Origin of the sequence: Pelagerythrobacter marinus, assembly GCF_034375205.1 — a bacterium.
Taxonomy (GTDB): domain Bacteria; phylum Pseudomonadota; class Alphaproteobacteria; order Sphingomonadales; family Sphingomonadaceae; genus Pelagerythrobacter; species Pelagerythrobacter marinus.
The window spans coordinates 165,752-182,672 of record NZ_CP139719.1 but is presented as its reverse complement, the minus strand read 5'-3'; the positions used below and the strand labels follow the sequence as shown (position 1 = coordinate 182,672).

The 16,921-nt window shown below is 69.2% G+C and carries 14 protein-coding genes; 11 read left to right on the top strand and 3 right to left on the bottom strand.

The window, feature by feature from the left end:
- Nucleotides 1-54 precede the first annotated feature (54 nt).
- From T8T98_RS00895 to rplL, 3 genes are all read left to right on the top strand, one after another.
- Nucleotides 55-339, top strand: a complete 285-nt coding sequence (locus tag T8T98_RS00895; RefSeq protein ID WP_322295772.1) for a hypothetical protein — start codon at nt 55-57, stop codon at nt 337-339.
- Between the two features lie 326 nt (nt 340-665).
- Entirely contained in the window at nt 666-1,181 is a 516-nt protein-coding gene (rplJ, locus tag T8T98_RS00890) for a 50S ribosomal protein L10 (protein ID WP_160734431.1), read from the top strand.
- A gap of 71 nt (nt 1,182-1,252) precedes the next feature.
- Nucleotides 1,253-1,630, top strand: coding sequence for a 50S ribosomal protein L7/L12 (gene rplL / locus T8T98_RS00885; RefSeq protein ID WP_160734430.1), 378 nt, complete (start codon nt 1,253-1,255; stop codon nt 1,628-1,630).
- Nucleotides 1,631-1,733: 103 nt separating this feature from the next.
- Here rplL and T8T98_RS00880 read toward each other — a convergent pair whose 3' ends face one another.
- On the bottom strand, nt 1,734-2,144 hold the full coding sequence (locus T8T98_RS00880) for a c-type cytochrome (protein WP_251104326.1): 411 nt from the start codon (nt 2,142-2,144) through the stop codon (nt 1,734-1,736).
- Nucleotides 2,145-2,277: 133 nt separating this feature from the next.
- On the opposite strand from T8T98_RS00880, the gene T8T98_RS00875 reads away from it, so the two are divergent.
- The 4 genes from T8T98_RS00875 (at nt 2,278) to T8T98_RS00860 (ending at nt 8,015) form a co-directional block, all read left to right on the top strand.
- Nucleotides 2,278-3,708, top strand: a complete 1,431-nt coding sequence (locus T8T98_RS00875) for an MATE family efflux transporter (RefSeq protein WP_251104327.1) — start codon at nt 2,278-2,280, stop codon at nt 3,706-3,708.
- A gap of 146 nt (nt 3,709-3,854) precedes the next feature.
- The gene (gene groES / locus T8T98_RS00870; protein WP_160734427.1) at nt 3,855-4,142 is read left to right on the top strand and encodes a co-chaperone GroES; all 288 of its coding nucleotides are present in this window, start codon (nt 3,855-3,857) and stop codon (nt 4,140-4,142) included.
- Between the two features lie 61 nt (nt 4,143-4,203).
- Nucleotides 4,204-5,847, top strand: a complete 1,644-nt coding sequence (groL, locus tag T8T98_RS00865) for a chaperonin GroEL (RefSeq protein WP_160734426.1) — start codon at nt 4,204-4,206, stop codon at nt 5,845-5,847.
- 200 nt (nt 5,848-6,047) lie between these two features.
- Nucleotides 6,048-8,015, top strand: coding sequence for a protein-L-isoaspartate(D-aspartate) O-methyltransferase (locus T8T98_RS00860; protein WP_251104328.1), 1,968 nt, complete (start codon nt 6,048-6,050; stop codon nt 8,013-8,015).
- A 3-nt stretch (nt 8,016-8,018) separates the two neighbouring features.
- On the opposite strand, the gene T8T98_RS00855 is transcribed toward T8T98_RS00860, so the two are convergent.
- Nucleotides 8,019-10,274: a DUF305 domain-containing protein gene (locus tag T8T98_RS00855; protein ID WP_251104329.1), complete on the bottom strand. Its 2,256-nt coding sequence runs from the start codon at nt 10,272-10,274 to the stop codon at nt 8,019-8,021.
- 189 nt (nt 10,275-10,463) lie between these two features.
- Between T8T98_RS00855 and T8T98_RS00850 the strand changes: the two genes are divergently transcribed.
- Both T8T98_RS00850 and T8T98_RS00845 read left to right on the top strand, forming a co-directional pair.
- Nucleotides 10,464-10,871: a baeRF12 domain-containing protein gene (locus T8T98_RS00850; RefSeq protein WP_160734423.1), complete on the top strand. Its 408-nt coding sequence runs from the start codon at nt 10,464-10,466 to the stop codon at nt 10,869-10,871.
- 177 nt (nt 10,872-11,048) lie between these two features.
- The gene (locus T8T98_RS00845) at nt 11,049-12,029 is read left to right on the top strand and encodes a serine hydrolase (RefSeq protein ID WP_160734461.1); all 981 of its coding nucleotides are present in this window, start codon (nt 11,049-11,051) and stop codon (nt 12,027-12,029) included.
- A gap of 212 nt (nt 12,030-12,241) precedes the next feature.
- On the opposite strand, the gene T8T98_RS00840 is transcribed toward T8T98_RS00845, so the two are convergent.
- A complete protein-coding gene (locus tag T8T98_RS00840; protein ID WP_251104331.1) occupies nt 12,242-12,526 on the bottom strand; it encodes a hypothetical protein in 285 nt (94 codons plus the stop codon).
- A 208-nt stretch (nt 12,527-12,734) separates the two neighbouring features.
- Between T8T98_RS00840 and polA the strand changes: the two genes are divergently transcribed.
- A complete protein-coding gene (gene polA, locus T8T98_RS00835; RefSeq protein WP_251104332.1) occupies nt 12,735-15,593 on the top strand; it encodes a DNA polymerase I in 2,859 nt (952 codons plus the stop codon).
- Between the two features lie 8 nt (nt 15,594-15,601).
- Nucleotides 15,602-16,861 (top strand): sensor histidine kinase, encoded by a 1,260-nt coding sequence (locus T8T98_RS00830; protein ID WP_251104333.1) that lies wholly within the window; start codon nt 15,602-15,604, stop codon nt 16,859-16,861.
- Nucleotides 16,862-16,921 lie beyond the last annotated feature (60 nt).

Below are 16,921 nucleotides of genomic sequence, written 5' to 3'. Positions count from 1 at the left end.
GGAACGACAGCAGCCCGGCCCCGGCCGGACAGACCCCGAGGGGAGGAGAAGACGATGAAGAAGCTTGCCATTATCGCCGCGCCGCTGGTGCTGGGCATCGCCGCGTGCGACGGCCCCGCCGAAGAGCGCGGGGAAGAGCTGGACGACGTGGTCGAGGCCGAGGGCGAAGTCATCGACGAGCAGGCCGAACTGGCCGAGGCCCAGGCCGAACTGGCCCAGGAAAGCGCCGATGTCGCCGACGAGGCCGGCAACGAGGGGCAGTCGGCCAAGATGGAGCAGACCGCGCAGGAGATCGAGCAGCAGGCCGAGGCGCTCGAAGACACTGCCGACGGCATCTGATTCCGCGCGGTCGGGCCGGCCGGCACCGGCCATGGCTTGACTTGCACGGGGATTTCACTAGAGGCCCGCCACGACCGGCGGGCCTCTTTGCGTCTGCCCGGTCATCCGTCCGAGACAGTCGGTGAACGGCCAGCGGCCGCTCTTAATTTCCGACCGAGGCGGGGAAAAGAGATTTCGCGGGGTCCGGCACGGCCGCCCCGCATCGCACGCTTGGCGTGTCTCCTTCCCTTGTCGAACGGACTGCCCCGTACCGGTTAGCGGTGCGGAGCGATGTGAGCCGGCCGTGCCCGCGCCAGCGGGAGCGGCCATTTGTGAAGGAGTATGGCATGGATCGTTCGCAGAAAACCGAAGCGGTCGCCCAGCTCAACGCGGTCTTCAACGAGGTCGGCGTGGTGGTCGTCACCCGCAACCTCGGCCTGACGGTGGCCCAGTCCACCGATCTGCGCTCGAAGATGCGCGAAGCCGGCGCGTCCTACAAGGTTGCGAAGAACCGTCTTGCCAAGCTCGCCCTGAAGGAAACCCAGTACGAAGGTCTCGAGGAATATCTCTCGGGCCCGACGGCACTGGCCTGGTCGGAAGACCCGGTCGCGGCTGCCAAGGCCGCGGTGGACTTCGCCAAGACCACCGACAAGCTCGAAATCGTCGGTGGTTCCATGGGCGGGCAGCTGCTCGACGAAGCCGGGGTCAAGGCGCTTGCCTCGATGCCCTCGCTCGACGAGCTGCGCGGCACCCTGGTGGGCCTCGTCAACGCCCCGGCGACAAAGATCGCCCGGGTCGTCAACGAACCCGCTTCCAAGCTCGCCCGCGTCTTCGGTGCCTATGGCGCCAAGGAAGCGGCGTAAGCGGTTTTTCGCACACGCGTTTTTTCCGGGGCTCCGCCCCAGCCGACAAGATTTATCTGGAGTGAAACATCATGGCCGATATCGCCAAGCTGGTTGAAGAACTTTCGAAACTGACCGTCCTCGAGGCGGCCGAACTCGCCAAGGCGCTGGAAGAAGAGTGGGGCGTTTCCGCCGCCGCTGCCGTCGCCGTTGCCGGCCCCGCCGCCGGCGGTGGCGAAGCTGCTGCTGCCGAAGAGAAGGACGAATTCGACGTCGTCCTGACCGGCGACGGTGGCAAGAAGATCCAGGTCATCAAGGAAGTCCGCGCCATCACCGGCCTGGGCCTGACCGAGGCGAAGGCCCTGGTCGAAGGCGCGCCCAAGCCGCTGAAGGAAGGCGTGGCCAAGGCCGAAGCCGAAGAAATCAAGAGCAAGATCGAAGCCGCCGGCGGCACGGTCGAGCTCAAGTAAGGCTTCTCGCCTTCGAGCATTTCGGGAAGGGCGGTGCCGGAAGGCGCCGCCCTTTTCGTTTGCGCCTGCCGTTCCGGGCGCCCCGCGTCTGGGCGATCCCGGATCAGAGCGTTTCGAGATAGGCGATGATCGCCGCGCGCTCTTCCGCCGAACGGACCCCGGCGAACGCCATCTTGGTGCCCGGCACCACGCCGCGCGGATCGGCGAGGTAGGCATCGAGCGTGCGCGCATCCCAGACGAGGCCCGAATCGCGCAGGGCGCGGCTATAGGCATATGTCGGCTCGTGCCCCGCCGGGGCGCCGAAAACCCCGGCAAGCGACGGGCCGATCGCGTTGCGGCCGGGCACGGTGGCATGGCAGGTCGCGCAGCGTGCAAATGCTGGCGGGCGGGCGCCTTCGCCTGCCGCGGCAAGCGCGGGCCCGGCGGCGCCCCCGGCATTGCCCGCCGGCGCCTCCCCCCCGTCGCAACCCGCCAGCGCCAGCGCGCCGAGCGCAAGAATCCAGCCCCGTCTCATCGCCAGCGGTCCATGCCGCCGCCCGCCGCGCGGCGCAAGCTGTGGCCCCATGGCCGCACCCGTCGGCGAACCGTGCCGGGGCCGAAAAATCCGCTTCCTCGCCGCCGCCGGCAACCCTATCCGGGACGGCTTTATGTCGAACGCAGGTATCCTCCCCGGGGCCGGCCCCCACCCCTGGCGCACCGAGCTGGGCGCGACGTTCCGTCTCGCCTGGCCGCTGGCGCTCGCCAACCTGCTGCAGATGCTGACATATGCGGTGGACGTGATCTTCATCGCGCGGCTGGGGGAGGCGCCGCTCGCCGCTTCGGCCGTGGCGGTGGCGGTCTTCGGCCTCGTGCTCTGGGCGCTCTCGGGCCTGACCGGGGCGGTCGCGCCGCTGATCGCCGAGGAACTGGGCGCGCGCCCCCCGGCCCTGCGCCCGGTGCGCCGGGCGACGCGCATGGCGCTGTGGCTGGCGGTGCTGTCGGGCGCGGCGGGCATGGGCCTGTGCCTCCTGCTCGAACCGCTGATGCGCGCGACCGGCCAGCAGGAGGAAATCATCGCGCTCGCGACCGCCTACAACCTGGTGATCATCTGGTCGCTGGTCCCGATGGTGATCAACAACGTCCTGCGCAATTTCGTCTCCGCGCTCGGCCGGCCGGTCTTCGCCACCGCGATCACGGCAGCGGGGATCGGCGTCAACGCGCTTGCCAACTATGCTTTCATCTTCGGCAACCTCGGCGCGCCCGAGCTGGGACTGCGCGGGGCGGCGGTGGCGACGATCGCCACCGGGGTGACGACGATGCTCGCCTATATCCTCGCCATCCGTCTCGACCCGCGGCTGCACCGCTATCACATCTTCGGGTTCTGGTGGCGCGCGGACTGGCAGCGGATGATGCAGATCGTGCGCATCGGCACCCCGATCGCGCTGACGATCACCGCGGAGGCGGGGATCTTCGGCGCGGCCGCGTTCCTGATGGGCAATATCGGCACGCCGCAGCTCGCCGCGCATACGGTGGCGCTGCAGATCGCGGCCCTCGCCTTCCAGGTGCCGTTCGGCATCGGCCAGGCGGCGACGATCCGCGTCGGCTATTTCTTCGGCGCGCGCGATCGCGCCGGGATGCAGCGCGCGGGGTGGACCGCGATCGCGATGGGCACCGGCTTCATGGCCGTTACCGCGACGGCCATGATCGTCATCCCGAAGCCGCTGCTGGCGATCTACGTCGATCCCTGGGCGCCAGAGAACGCCGTCCTGGTCGCCTTCGCCCTGCAATACCTGGTGATCGCCGCGGCCTTCCAGCTGTTCGACGGGGTCCAGGCGGTCGCCGCCGGCGCGCTGCGCGGGCTGCAGGACACGCGCATCCCGATGTGGATCGCGATCTTCAGTTACTGGGTGCCCGGCATGGGCGTGGCGCTCGCGCTCGGCTTCGCCACCCCGCTGGAAGGGCGCGGGGTCTGGATCGGGCTTGCCACCGGGCTGACGGTCGCCGCCCTGCTGCTGGTCTGGCGGTGGCAGAAACGCGATGCCCTGGGCCTGACCACGCGCCCCCCGCCGGCCGGCGCGCCCGCCCCCGCGCTCGCCTGATTCCGGAGCCCCGCGCACCGGCGCGCAATTTTTGCCGCCGGCGCTGTTGACTCGCCCCCGCGCCGTTCACATATGCGCCTCGCTGGCACTCTCGACCCGAGAGTGCCAGACCAGATCATCCACTCTTAGCGAAAGAGGTCACACCAATGGCATTTCGTCCGCTGCACGACCGCGTCCTGGTCCGTCGCATCGAAGCCGAAGAAAAGACCGCCGGGGGCATCATCATCCCCGACAGCGCCAAGGAAAAGCCGAGCGAGGGCGAAGTCGTCGCCGTCGGTTCGGGCGCCAAGGCGGAGGACGGCACGGTCACCCCGCTCGACGTCAAGGCAGGCGATCGCGTGCTGTTCGGCAAGTGGTCCGGCACCGAGGTCAAGCTCGACGGCGAAGACCTGCTGATCATGAAGGAAAGCGACATCCTGGGCATCATCGGCTGATAGCCGCGCCCACCCGGATGGACGTCTTCAAACAACCTCAGAAATTCCAGGAGAATCACCAATGGCTGCCAAGGACGTGAAGTTTTCGCGCGACGCGCGCGAACGCATCCTCGCCGGCGTCGACACGCTGGCCAACGCCGTGAAGGTCACCCTCGGCCCCAAGGGCCGCAACGTCGTGATCGACAAGAGCTTCGGCGCGCCGCGCATTACCAAGGACGGCGTCACCGTCGCCAAGGAAATCGAGCTTTCCGACAAGTTCGAGAACATGGGCGCCCAGATGCTGCGCGAAGTCGCCAGCAAGGCGAACGACGCCGCCGGCGACGGCACCACGACCGCGACGGTCCTGGCCCAGTCGATCGTGCGCGAAGGCATGAAGTCGGTCGCCGCGGGCATGAACCCGATGGACCTGAAGCGCGGCATCGACCTGGCCGTGGGCAAGGTGGTCGAGAACCTCAAGAGCCGTTCGAAGGACGTTTCCGGTTCGTCCGAGATCGCCCAGGTCGGCGTGATCTCGGCCAACGGCGACCGTGAAGTCGGCGAGAAGATCGCCGAGGCGATGGAGAAAGTCGGCAAGGAAGGCGTCATCACCGTCGAGGAGGCCAAGGGCCTCGAATTCGAACTCGACGTGGTCGAAGGCATGCAGTTCGATCGCGGCTACCTCAGCCCGTACTTCATCACCAACCCGGAAAAGATGACGGTCGAGCTCGAGAACCCGTACATCCTGATCCACGAGAAGAAGCTGTCGAACCTGCAGTCGATGCTGCCGGTGCTCGAAGCGGCCGTCCAGTCGGGCCGTCCGCTGCTGATCATCGCGGAAGACATCGAGGGCGAGGCGCTGGCCACCCTCGTGGTCAACAAGCTGCGCGGCGGCCTGAAGGTCGCGGCGGTCAAGGCGCCGGGCTTCGGCGATCGTCGCAAGGCCATGCTGCAGGACATCGCGATCCTGACCAAGGGCGAGATGATCAGCGAAGATCTCGGCATCAAGCTCGAGAACGTCACGCTGAACATGCTCGGCCAGGCCAAGAAGGTCACCATCGACAAGGACAACACGACCATCGTCGATGGCGCCGGCGACGCCGAGGACATCAAGGCGCGCGTGGGCGAGATCCGCACGCAGATCGACAACACCACCAGCGACTATGACCGCGAGAAGCTGCAGGAGCGTCTCGCCAAGCTCGCCGGCGGCGTTGCCGTGATCAAGGTCGGCGGTGCGACCGAAGTCGAGGTGAAGGAACGCAAGGACCGCGTCGACGACGCGCTCCACGCGACCCGCGCCGCGGTGGAAGAAGGCATCGTCCCGGGCGGCGGCACGGCCCTGCTCTACGCGACGACCGCGATCGCCGATCTCAAGGGCGCGAACGACGACCAGACGCGCGGCGTCGACATCGTCCGCCGTGCGCTCCAGGCGCCGATCCGCCAGATCGCCGAGAACGCCGGCCACGACGGCGCCGTCGTCGCGGGCAAGCTGATCGACGGCAACGACGATTCGCTGGGCTTCAACGCGGCCACCGACACTTACGAGAACCTCGTGAACGCCGGCGTGATCGACCCGACCAAGGTCGTGCGTACCGCGCTGCAGGACGCGGCCTCGGTCGCCGGCCTGCTGATCACCACCGAAGCGGCGGTGAGCGAGAAGCCGGAAGACAAGCCGGCCGCGGCCCCCGCGATGCCCGACATGGGCGGCATGGGCGGCATGGGCTTCTAAGCCCGGCGGCACATCGGGCCTCCGCCGGCGCGGAGGCTCGCCAGGACACCGAGGAGGCCCGGCGGAGCGATCCGCCGGGCCTTTCTCGTGCGTCCGGGCACAATCGCCGCGCCCCGCCGTTGAGCGCGTGAACCATCAGGATGACGCGCGGGGCCCGCGCCGGTCGTGCAGGCGCGGGGCGCCGCCGGAAAGGCGCGACCTTGACCGACCACGAGAGCCAACGCGAAACCATGGTGCGGCGCCAGCTGCGCGCCCGCGGTATCGCCAACGACCACGTCCTGCGGGCTTTCCGCGAAGTCCCGCGCGAACGCTTCGTGCCGGACGATCTGGCCGAGTTCGCCTACGACGACAGCCCCCTGCCGATCGGCGAAGGGCAGACGATCTCGCAGCCCTATATCGTCGCCAGCATGATCGAGGCGGCCGAGGTCGAGCCGGGCGACCGCGTGCTCGAAGTCGGGGCCGGCTCGGGCTATGCCGCCGCCCTGCTCTCGCGCATCGCCGCGCGCGTCTTCGCCGTCGAACGCCACGCGGTCTTGGCCCGCGAGGCGCGCGAACGGGCCGCAACGCTGGGATATGCCAACCTGGACATCATCGCCGGCGACGGAATGGAGGGCCTTCCCGAAAAGGCCCCGTTCGACGCGATCCTGGTCGCCGCCCGCGGCATCGAGGTGCCCGAGGCGCTGAAACGCCAGCTCGCGATCGGCGGGCGCATGATCATCCCGGTCGGCGGCGAAGACGTCCAGCAGCTGCGCTGCCTGGTGCGCCGGGCCGAAGAGACGTGGGACAGCCACGACATCGCGCCGGTGCGCTTCGTGCCCCTGCTACCCGGCTCGGTGCCGGAAAACGGTACGCGCGCGGCGAGCGACCACCGTCCCGCGCGCGAGAAGGGCGTGAGCGAGCTGATCGCCGAGGCCGCCGTCCCGCTGCCCGCGATCGACGACCCGGCCTTCGCAAGAGCTTTCGACCGGTTCGCCGACCGCCGCGTCGTCATGCTCGGCGAATCGAGCCACGGGACGCACGAGTTCTACGCCGCGCGGGCCGCGATCACGCAGCACCTCGTCCGCCATCACGGCTTCACCGTGGTGGCGGTGGAGGGCGATTGGCCCGATGCCGCCGCCTACGACCGCTACGTTCGCGGCCGCCCGCAGCGCGAGGGGGCGCCGTCGCCGTTTCGCCGCTTCCCCACCTGGATGTGGCGCAACACCGTGATGCCCGGTTTCCTCCAGGGCCTGCGGGAAATCAACGCGGGCCGCGACGATGCAGACAAGGCCGGTTTCTACGGGCTCGACATCTACAACATGTCCGGATCGATCGAGGCGGTGCTCGCCTATCTCGACGAGCACGATCCCCGGGCCGCCGCCGTCGCGCGCGAGCGATATGGCTGCCTGACCCCGTGGCAGGCCGATCCGGCGACCTACGGCCGGGCCGCGCTGCGCCGCGGCTATGCCGAGTGCGAGGACGCCGTCGTCGCCCAGTGCCGCGACCTGCTGGAGCAGGCGCTCGCGCACGATGGCGAGAGCTTCGGCGCGGCGATGAACGCGCGGCTCGTCGCCTCGGCGGAGCGCTATTACCGCGTCATGTATTACGGCGGGCCGGAAAGCTGGAACTTGCGCGACAGCCACATGGCCGAGACGCTCGAGCACCTGCTGGACGAGCGCGGCCCCGGGGCGAAGGCCGTGGTCTGGGCGCACAACAGCCACATCGGCGATGCCCGCGCGACCGAGATGGGCGCGGCCCGCAGCGAACACAACATCGGCCAGCTCGCGCGCGAGCGATGGGGCGAGGACGTCGCCCTGGTCGGTTTCGGCACGCATGGCGGAACGGTGACCGCGGCCAGCGACTGGGACGCGGAGCGCGAGGTCAAGCGCATCGTCCCCTCGCGCGGCGACAGCTTCGAACGGCTGTGCCACGACAGCGGCACGGCCCGCTTCCTGCTCGACCTGTCGGCCGGCGACGCCGCGGCCCGGCGCCTGCGCGAGCCGCTGCTCGAACGCTTCATCGGGGTGATCTATCGCCCCGAGACCGAGCGCTGGAGCCATTACAGCGAGGCCGTGCCGGCCGACCAGTTCGATGCCTGGGCCTGGTTCGACGAGACCCGCGCGCTCGAGCCGCTCGTGCGGCAGGAGCCGCACGGGCAGCCGCCCGAGACCTGGCCGTTCGGGCTCTAGCCCTCAGCCGCCCTGCCGGCTTTCCTCGACCGCGGCGATCGCTTCCTCGGGCCAGGTCACCTGCGTCTGCGTCTGCGGGTTGAAGACATCGCCCGGGTATTGCGCCGCGGCCGCGGCCGCGATCTCCGCCTCGGTCAGGAACTCGCTCGGCTCCAGCGCGAAGACATCCAGCCCGCGGGTGATCTCGGTCGCGTAGATGCGGCCGCGATACCAGTAGGCCGACCAGTATCCGCCGGTGATCAGCTGGTCCTTGTCCACCGGGCCGCGATCGAAATAGGCGATCTCCACCGGGTTTTCCGCGTCGGTGAAGTCGATCACGCTGACCCCGCCCTGGTACCAGGCCTGGACGAAGATGTCGCGCCCGGGGACCGGGATGATCGAGCCGTTGTGCGCGACGCAGTTCTCCTTGTCGGTCTGCGGCGCGGGCAGCTTGTAGAGGCTGCGGAAGGCGAGCTTGCCGTCTTCTATCTCGTAGATCGCGTTGGCGCCCCAGTTGCGCGGATCGCCGGCCTGGCAGCGGGGCCGCCCGCCGCCGCCCCACTCGTCGGTGAACAGGACCTTGGTGCCGTCGTTGTTGAACGTGGCCGAGTGCCAGTAGGCAAAGCCCTTGTCGGTCACGTCGTCGATCCGCACCGGCTTGAGCGGATCGGAAATGTCGAGGATGATGCCGTTGCCCGAACAGGCCCCCGCCGCGAGGTCGAGCGAGGGGAAGACGGTGATGTCGTGGCACTGGTCGGTCACCCGCGTGTCCTGCGTGCCCTCCCCGTGGTCGCCGCCCCGCCAGAGGCCGGCGATGCGCCCGTCGCGCGCGAAGATGCGCGGGCTGTCGACGATGCGCGCGGCAGCGGGATCGGCCACCGGGATCTCGATCACGTCGATGCTGAACAGGGCGGTGTTGTCGCCGCCGGTGTCGAAACAGCCGGCCAGCTCGCGCTCGTCGCGGACATAGCTGGTGCCCGAATTGTACACGACCACGCGATCCTCGTCGGCGCTGACGATCGAGTGGGTGTGGCTGCCGCGGCAGGTCTGCACCTGGCCCACCTGGCGCGGGCGGGTGATGTCGGAAATGTCGAAGATCCGCAGGCCGCGGAACCGCTCGTCGCTGACGGTCCCCTCCACGCCCTGCAGGCCGCAGTCCTTGCGCGCACGCGCGTCCTGCACGCTCATCAGCAGGAGATCGCCGACGATCGACACGTCGCCCTGGCCGCCCGGGCACACGACCGAGCTGAGCAGTTCGGGCACGCCGTCCTCGCCCAGGCGATAGGCGTTGAAACCGTGGTAATTGCCCGCCACGAGCAGGTCGCCGGAGAACGCGAGGTCGGTATTGGCGAAACTGAGCAGCGAACTGCGCTCGCCGAACTGCGGCTCCTCCCCGTCTTCAGCTCCCGCACGTTCGGCACCCTCTCCTTCGGCACCCGCGCCGCCGGCGGCCATGTCATCGTGGCCGGCGTGGCCCGCATGGGCATCTTCGTCTGTCGCCGCCGGCTTGCGCGGGGCGAGCTGCGCGGGGTTGTCGGGGTCGAAGAACCCCGCCGGCTTGGGCAGGGCGGTGACGAGGCGCAAGTTGCTGATCGCTTCCCCCGCGTCGCGGAAGCCGGGCGCCAGGGCGACGCGCGGATCGTCGGACAGGCCGGCAAGGACGAGGTTCATCCGGTCGATCTCGGCCTGCTGGTCGCTCACCACGTCGTTGGTGAATTCGAACAGTACGGGTTCGTAGGCCGTGCCGGGCTGGGCGTGCAGTTCGTCGACCATCTCGATCGCGCCCATGTGGTGCGGGATCATCAGTTCCAGGAACAGGCGGTCGAAGGCGGTGCCGCGGGATTCGGCCAGCAGCGCCATCTGCTCCGGTGTTGCCATGCCTTTCATCAGGCCGTGCTGGTGCGCGTGGCCCATGCCCGCCATCGCGGTTTCCTGGTTCCGGTCGCGCAGCCACTCGGTCATGAAGCCGATCTCGTCCTTCTGGCTGGCATCGATCCGTCCCGCGATGGCGAGGATATCGGGGTTGTTCGTCCGGTCCGCGACCAGGGCGGCCATGTCCACCGCCTGCTGGTGATGGACGATCATCCCCTGCATGAAGGCCACGTCGGCCGGCGCGAAGGCCGTGCTGGCCAGGCGCGTCGCCTCTTCCGCCGCGAGCGTCCGCGCCGGCTCGCCCGGCGCGCCGGGCTGGACGATTGGCGCTTCCTGCGCGGCCAGCGCGCTCGTTCCGGCAAGAAGGCCCGCGACCAGCGTCAGGCGGGCAAGGCGGTGTGTCGTCATCGTATGCGTCCCCTCGTGCAATCTGGCGCGGGAGTGGGGACCATCGGGCCCGGCAAGTCAATACGACGCCGGTCGATCCGCATGGGCCGTTCGTCGGCCGCCGGCACCGGCCCGTGCCGCCCGCCCGGCGCGATCGCGCAACAATTTCCCGGCTCGCCCGTTGGCAAGGGGCAACGAGGAGGAAACCATATGAAATTGCCGCACAATGCCCATGTCGCGCTGGTGGACGGAACGACCTTCGTCGTCATGCGGAACAAGGGCAAGCCGTTCGAGCCGGAGCTGGAGACCGTGGCCAAGCCCGATCTCGAGGCGACCAATTTCAGCGCCGGGGTCCGCCACCAGGACCCGACCAGCCAGATGCCCGGGCGCAACGACCTGAACGAGCTCGCCCACGGCGCGGCGGCCGCCGAGTGGCTGAATGCCAAGGCGATCGCGGACGAGATCGAGGCAGTGCTGGTGATCGCCGACCCCAAGACGCTGGGCGAGATGCGCCACCACTATCACGGCGAGCTGGAGAAGCGGCTGGTGGGCGAAATTCCCAAGACCATGACCGGCGAAACCAGCGCCGACATCGCGCAGGCGATCGCCGCCGCCTGACCGCTTCAGTCGGCATTCATCGCGGCGAGGCAACCTCTCGTCGCCGCGACGCTTGCCGGCGCGAATCCGGTGCCGTTAAGCTGTTGCAAACCAAGGGAGGTTACGGCCATCCACATGGCATTGGGATCGCGCATCACGAAAACGTTCGCCGGGCTGGCCGGGGCTCTCGCCCTGGGCATGGCCGCCGTGCCGGCCCAGGCGCAATCGACCAATTTCGAGGCGATGTTCGACAGCGCGCTGGGGACCGAAACCCGCGCGCCGCGAACGTTCGAGGCGGTTTACCAGACCGGCTTCGAACAGCGTATCGCCATCGCCGCCGACGGGTCGAAGGGGCGCATCGGCGTCTCGGTGCTCGACCTTGCGACGGGGCAGGAATTCTCGATCCTGGGCGACCAGCGCTTCCCCATGGCCAGCACCAGCAAGATCGCGATCGCCGCGACTTTCCTGGAGGGGGTCGAACAGGGACGGTGGAGCCTTTCGAGCGAGTTTCCCCTGCTCTTCCCGCTGCGTTCGCAACCGTTTTCCAGCCCCAAGGCGCCGGTCCGGCGGGGCAAGCACCTGCCGGCCAGCGAGCTGATCGAGCTGATGATCACCCGGTCGAGCAACCCGGCGACCGACGCCCTGCTGGCGGTGGTCGGCGGGCCGGAAGCGGTCAACGACTGGATGCGCCGCGCGGGGATCGAGGATTTCCAGCTCACCCGCGATATCGCCACGCTCGTGCGCGACGACGGGGAGATCGATCCCGCCGCCGCGATCGACTTGCGCGACAGCGCAACCCCGCGGGCGATGACGAAGCTTCTCGCCGGCCTTTACCAGGGCCGCTGGCTTTCGCCGAGCAGCCGGGCCGTGATCATCGGGGCGATGGAACGCTGCCGGACCGGCAAACGGCGGATTCCCGCGCTCCTGCCGGCTGGCGCGACCGTGGCGCACAAGACCGGCTCGCTCAACAACACCTCCAGCGACATCGGCATCATCAACACGCCCGACGGGCGGGCATTCGCCGTGGCGATCTACGTCACCGGGCAGGGATCGCGCCTCGCGCGCGAAAGCCGCATCGCCCAGATCGCGCGCGCGGCCTATGCCGGCTACGACAACCCGGGCGGCGGGACCTGGGCGGAAGCCGTCTATTCGCGCGACGGCGCAGCGGCCAGCCCCTGAAACCAACGCCCCCCCGGACTGACGCCCCCTCCGACCGACGCCCCCTCAGGCTGACGACACCCGCGTGACGGAACGCGCCCGAAGACTGGCGCGCCCTGCCGGCCCGGCCGGGCAGGCCCCGGCCCCGACGGCGCAGCCTTGCCGCGCGCAAACAGAAAGGGCGGCGCCTCGCGGCACCGCCCTTTCCGTTTTTCGCAAGGCGAAAGCGAAGATCAGTCGGCCTGAGCTTCGGCTTCCGTTTCGCCGTGCACTTCGGCTTCCGCGGCAGCGGCAGCTTCGTCGGCGGTGGCAGCAGCTTCGTCGGCCGCGCCTTCGACGGCGGCACCGGCGTCGGCGGCGGCGTCTTCGATTTCGGCGCCCATGGCGTCGGCGTTGGCTTCGGCGTCGGCAGCGGCGCCTTCAACGGCGTCGCCGGCAGCGTCCTGGGTGCCTTCCGAGCAAGCGGCGAGGGTCAGGGCAGCGCCGGCCGCGGCAGCGGCGAGAACGATCTTACGCATATGTCAGTTTCCTTGAACAGCGAGTGGTTTCATCCCGGCCCGAGGCCGGAACGCGAAGCCCACAAGCGTGCAGACTTCGAGCGGGACAAATAATGGCCAATTTGTGGCGATGCAAGCGGTTTGACATTTTTACGCCGCAATTGCCCCGGCGTCCGGGGGCGCACGAAACCGGCTGACCGGGGGAAATTGCGCTGCTACCAACCTTGCGATGGCAGACAAGCAGCATCTCTATCTCGTCGACGGATCGTCCTACATTTTCCGGGCCTATCACCGCTTGCCCCCGCTGACCGATCCCGAGGGGACCCCGGTCGGCGCGGTCTATGGCTATACCACGATGCTGTGGAAGCTGGCCGACGATCTCGACAAGGCCGACGGCCCGACCCACCTCGCGGTGATTCTCGACAAGGGATCGACCAGTTTCCGCAACGAGATCTACGCCGAGTACAAGGCGAACCGGCCCGATCCGCCAGAGGACCTGGTGCCCCAGTTCCCCCTGATTCGCGACGCCACCCGCGCCTTCAGCCTGCCTTGCATCGAGGAAGAGGGGCTCGAGGCCGACGACCTGATCGCCAGCTATGCCCGCGAGGCGACGCGCAAGGGCTGGGACGTGACGATCGTGTCGTCCGACAAGGACCTGATGCAACTGGTGGGCAAGTGCGCCGAGCCGGACGACGGCGTGGCCGAAGGCGGCTGCATCGACATGCTCGACACGATGAAGAACGTGCGCATCGGGCCGGAGGAAGTGACCGAGAAGTTCGGCGTTCCGCCCGAGCTGGTGGGCGACGTGCTCGCGCTGATGGGCGATTCGGTCGACAATATCCCGGGTATCTACGGCATCGGGCCGAAGACCGCGTCGAAGCTGATCGTCGAACACGGCAGCCTGGCCGGCGCGCTCGACGCCGCGCCCGAGATGAAGAAATCGAAGCTGAAGGAACGCCTGCTCGAAGGCCGCGAGATGGCGGAGCTGAGCCGCGTGCTCGTGCAGCTGAAGGAAGACTGCGCGCTGCCGATGGCGCTCGAGGAATTCCGCCTGTCTGCCATTCCGCCCGAACCGCTGGCCGCCTTCCTGTCGAAACACGGCTTCACCAGCCTGCTGCGGCGGCTCGATTCGGGCCGGGGCAGCCCGAACCGGCCGACCGATCTCAACCCGGCCAGGCCGGTCAACAAGGGCGCAGACGGCGCGCCCGGCGGCAATCGCCAGCCGCTGCCCGACCTGCCTGCGGTGGACCGCGGCGCCTATGAATGCGTGCAGACGGCCGAGCGGCTCGAACACTGGATCGCCCGCGCCTTCGCCGCCGGCGTGGTCGCGATCGATACCGAGACCAGCGCGCTCGACGCGATGCGCGCCGAACTGGCCGGGATCAGCCTGGCGCTGGGCGCCAACGATGCCTGCTACATCCCCCTCGCCCACGGCGGCAGCGACATGTTCGCCGAGCGTCCGCAGCAGGTCGCGCGCGAGACCGCACTGACCCTGCTCAAGCCCCTGCTGGAAAGCGAGGCGGTCCTGAAAGTCGGGCAGAACGTCAAGTACGACATCAACGTCCTGGCCCGCCACGGGATCGCGATGGCGCCGGTGGACGACACGATGATCGTCTCCTTCGCGCTCGATGCCGGCCGCAGCCTCGACGGGATTGGCGGCGGCCACGGGATGGACGAGCTGGCGCAGCGCCACCTCGGCCACACGACCCTGACCTTCAAGGACATCTGCGGCAGCGGGAAGAAGGCGATCCCCTTCGGCGAGGTCCCGCTCGACCGCGCGACCGAGTACGCGGCCGAGGATGCCGACGTCACCTGGCGCCTGCACTGCCTGTTGCGGCCCCGCCTCGCGAGCGAGGGCGGGACGCGCATCTACGAGCGCGTGGACCGGCCGCTGATCCCGGTCGTCGCGCAGATGGAGCGCCACGGCATCCGGGTGGACAAGGCGCGGCTGGGCAAGCTGTCGGAAGAGTTCGCGGCCGAAACCGGCCGGCTGGAGAGCGAGATCCACGCGATCGCAGGCGCCGAGTTCACCATCGGCAGCCCGCGCCAGCTGGGCGACGTGCTGTTCGACAAGATGGGGTACAAGGGCGGGCGCAAGGGCAAGAGCGGCCAGTATTCGACCGACCAGGCGATCCTGGAAAAGCTCTCCGCACAGGGCGCAGAGATTGCCGACAAAGTGCTGGAATGGCGCCAGCTGACCAAGCTCAAGAGCACCTATACCGATGCGCTGCAGGCGGCGATCAACCCCGACACGGGGCGCGTCCACACCAGTTACAGCCTCGTCGGCGCACAGACCGGGCGGCTGTCCTCGACCGATCCCAACCTGCAGAACATCCCGATTCGGACCGAGATCGGCCGCCAGATCCGCGATGCCTTCGTGGCCGAGGAGGGCAATGTCCTGCTGGCCGCCGACTATTCGCAGATCGAGCTGCGCCTGGCCGCGCACATGGCCGACGTGCCGGAGCTGAAGCAGGCCTTCGCCAATGGCGAGGACATCCACGCCCGCACCGCGAGCGAGATGTTCGGCGAGGTGACGCGCGATACCCGCGCGCGGGCCAAGACGATCAATTTCGCGATCCTCTACGGCATCAGCCGCTGGGGCCTGGGCGCGCGGCTGAAGGTCGAGCCGGACGAGGCCCAGGCCATGATCGACACCTACTTCCAGCGTTTCCCCGGCATCCAGCGCTATATCGTCGACGCGCTGGAACGCGTGCGCGAGCGCGGTTATTCGCAGACGCTGTTCGGCCGCAAGACGTGGTTTCCCCGGATCGCCTCGAAGAACCAGGGCGAACGCCAGGGGAGCGAGCGGGCCGCGATCAACGCGCCGATCCAGGGGACGAGCGCGGACATCATCAAGCGGGCGATGGCGCGGATGATGCCGGCCCTGGCCGACGCGGGCCTCGGCCACGTGCGGATGCTGCTGCAGGTCCACGACGAGCTGGTGTTCGAGCTGCCCGAGGGCGACGTCGCCGCCGCGAGGCCGGTGATCGAACGGGTCATGGCCGAGGCATCGCTCCCCGCGGTCACGCTCGACGTGCCGCTCGGGATCGAGATCGGGACCGGCACCAGCTGGGGCCAGGCACACTGACGCCGCGATTGCGCCTTCGCCGCCCCAGGACGGGCAACCTCGTGATCCTGGGCGTGATCGCGTTCACCCTGCTCGCGGGGCTGTTCCTCGTGTTCCAGACGATCGAGGCCGAGCGGGCCGAGCGCAGGCAGGTGCGCGAGACGAGCGAGATCCTGCTCGAACTGCGCAATGTCACCCGCGCCGCGCTGAACGCTGAAACGGGCCAGCGCGGCTATCTCCTCACGCTCGATCGCCGCTATCTCGAACCCTATCACGTCGGGCGCGAGCAGGTCCGCCCCGCGCTCGCCCGGCTGCGCGAGCTGCTCGGCGACGATGCCTCGCCGCGCCAGCAGGAGCTGCTGGACGAAATCGACACGCTCGCCGAGACCAAGTTCGCGGAAATGGAAGCGGTCGTCGCGCTGGTCGACCGGCGCCGCGTGATCGAGGCGCGACGCCAGCTGCTCGATGACGAGGGGGCCGAGGCAATGGCGCGCCTGCGCCGGGCCACGCGCGAGATGGAAGCGATCGAGAACCGGATCCTGGTCGCCGCCGCGACCGAGACCGCGCGGGCCGAGGGGCGGGTCCTGCCGCTGCTGGGCGGCATCCTGCTGGTTCTGCTGGTGACGCTGGCGCTCGGTTACCGCCTCGTCACCCGCGCCGCCCATGCCGAGGCGGAGGCGGAGCAGGCCGCGGCCCTCGGCGAAGCGCGCGACCGGGCCGACCTGCTCGCGCGCGAGTTGAACCACCGGGTCAAGAACCTCTTCGCGGTGATCCTCGCGATCGTGCGGATGAGCGGGAAGGACGCGCCCGAGGCACGGCCGGTGATCGAGCGCATATCGGACCGCATCCACGCCCTGCTGACCGCCCACGACGTGACCCAGGGCACGCTCGAACGTCCGGTCGCCTCGCTGCGGACGCTGGTGGAGACGACGCTCGCCCCCTACCGGTCGGAGAAGCTCCCGGCCGAGATCGAGGGGCCGGACATCGAGCTGCCGGCGCGGCAGGTCACGCCGCTGGGCCTCGTCCTGCACGAGCTGACGACCAATGCCGTCAAGTACGGCGCCTGGAGCCGGGGCGGCACGATCGCGATCGCCTGGCGCGTCGACGACGGGATGATCGCGATCAACTGGCGCGAACGCTGCGAATGCGATGGCAAACCGCCCGAGCGGACCGGGTTCGGCAGCCTGCTGATGACGAGCGCCGCGCGCCAGCTTCGCGGCGAGATCGACCGGCGCTTCGGCCCCGGAGGGGTCGAGGTGACGATTGCTTTCCCCCATGCCGCGGGCTGACGCCCTGCCGCGCCGCGCGCTTCGGCGCGCTTGCCACGGCCCGGCACAGGCCATAGGCCG

Bases quoted from the DNA above. Each gene is read 5' to 3' on its own strand.
- T8T98_RS00895 (WP_322295772.1), top strand. From the start codon at position 55: ATGAAGAAGCTTGCCATTATCGCCGCGCCGCTGGTGCTGGGCATCGCC.
- rplJ (WP_160734431.1), top strand. From the start codon at position 666: ATGGATCGTTCGCAGAAAACCGAAGCGGTCGCCCAGCTCAACGCGGTC.
- rplL (WP_160734430.1), top strand. From the start codon at position 1,253: ATGGCCGATATCGCCAAGCTGGTTGAAGAACTTTCGAAACTGACCGTC.
- T8T98_RS00880 (WP_251104326.1), bottom strand. From the start codon at position 2,144: ATGAGACGGGGCTGGATTCTTGCGCTCGGCGCGCTGGCGCTGGCGGGT.
- T8T98_RS00875 (WP_251104327.1), top strand. From the start codon at position 2,278: ATGTCGAACGCAGGTATCCTCCCCGGGGCCGGCCCCCACCCCTGGCGC.
- groES (WP_160734427.1), top strand. From the start codon at position 3,855: ATGGCATTTCGTCCGCTGCACGACCGCGTCCTGGTCCGTCGCATCGAA.
- groL (WP_160734426.1), top strand. From the start codon at position 4,204: ATGGCTGCCAAGGACGTGAAGTTTTCGCGCGACGCGCGCGAACGCATC.
- T8T98_RS00855 (WP_251104329.1), bottom strand. From the start codon at position 10,274: ATGACGACACACCGCCTTGCCCGCCTGACGCTGGTCGCGGGCCTTCTT.
- T8T98_RS00850 (WP_160734423.1), top strand. From the start codon at position 10,464: ATGAAATTGCCGCACAATGCCCATGTCGCGCTGGTGGACGGAACGACC.
- T8T98_RS00845 (WP_160734461.1), top strand. From the start codon at position 11,049: ATGGCCGCCGTGCCGGCCCAGGCGCAATCGACCAATTTCGAGGCGATG.
- T8T98_RS00840 (WP_251104331.1), bottom strand. From the start codon at position 12,526: ATGCGTAAGATCGTTCTCGCCGCTGCCGCGGCCGGCGCTGCCCTGACC.
- polA (WP_251104332.1), top strand. From the start codon at position 12,735: ATGGCAGACAAGCAGCATCTCTATCTCGTCGACGGATCGTCCTACATT.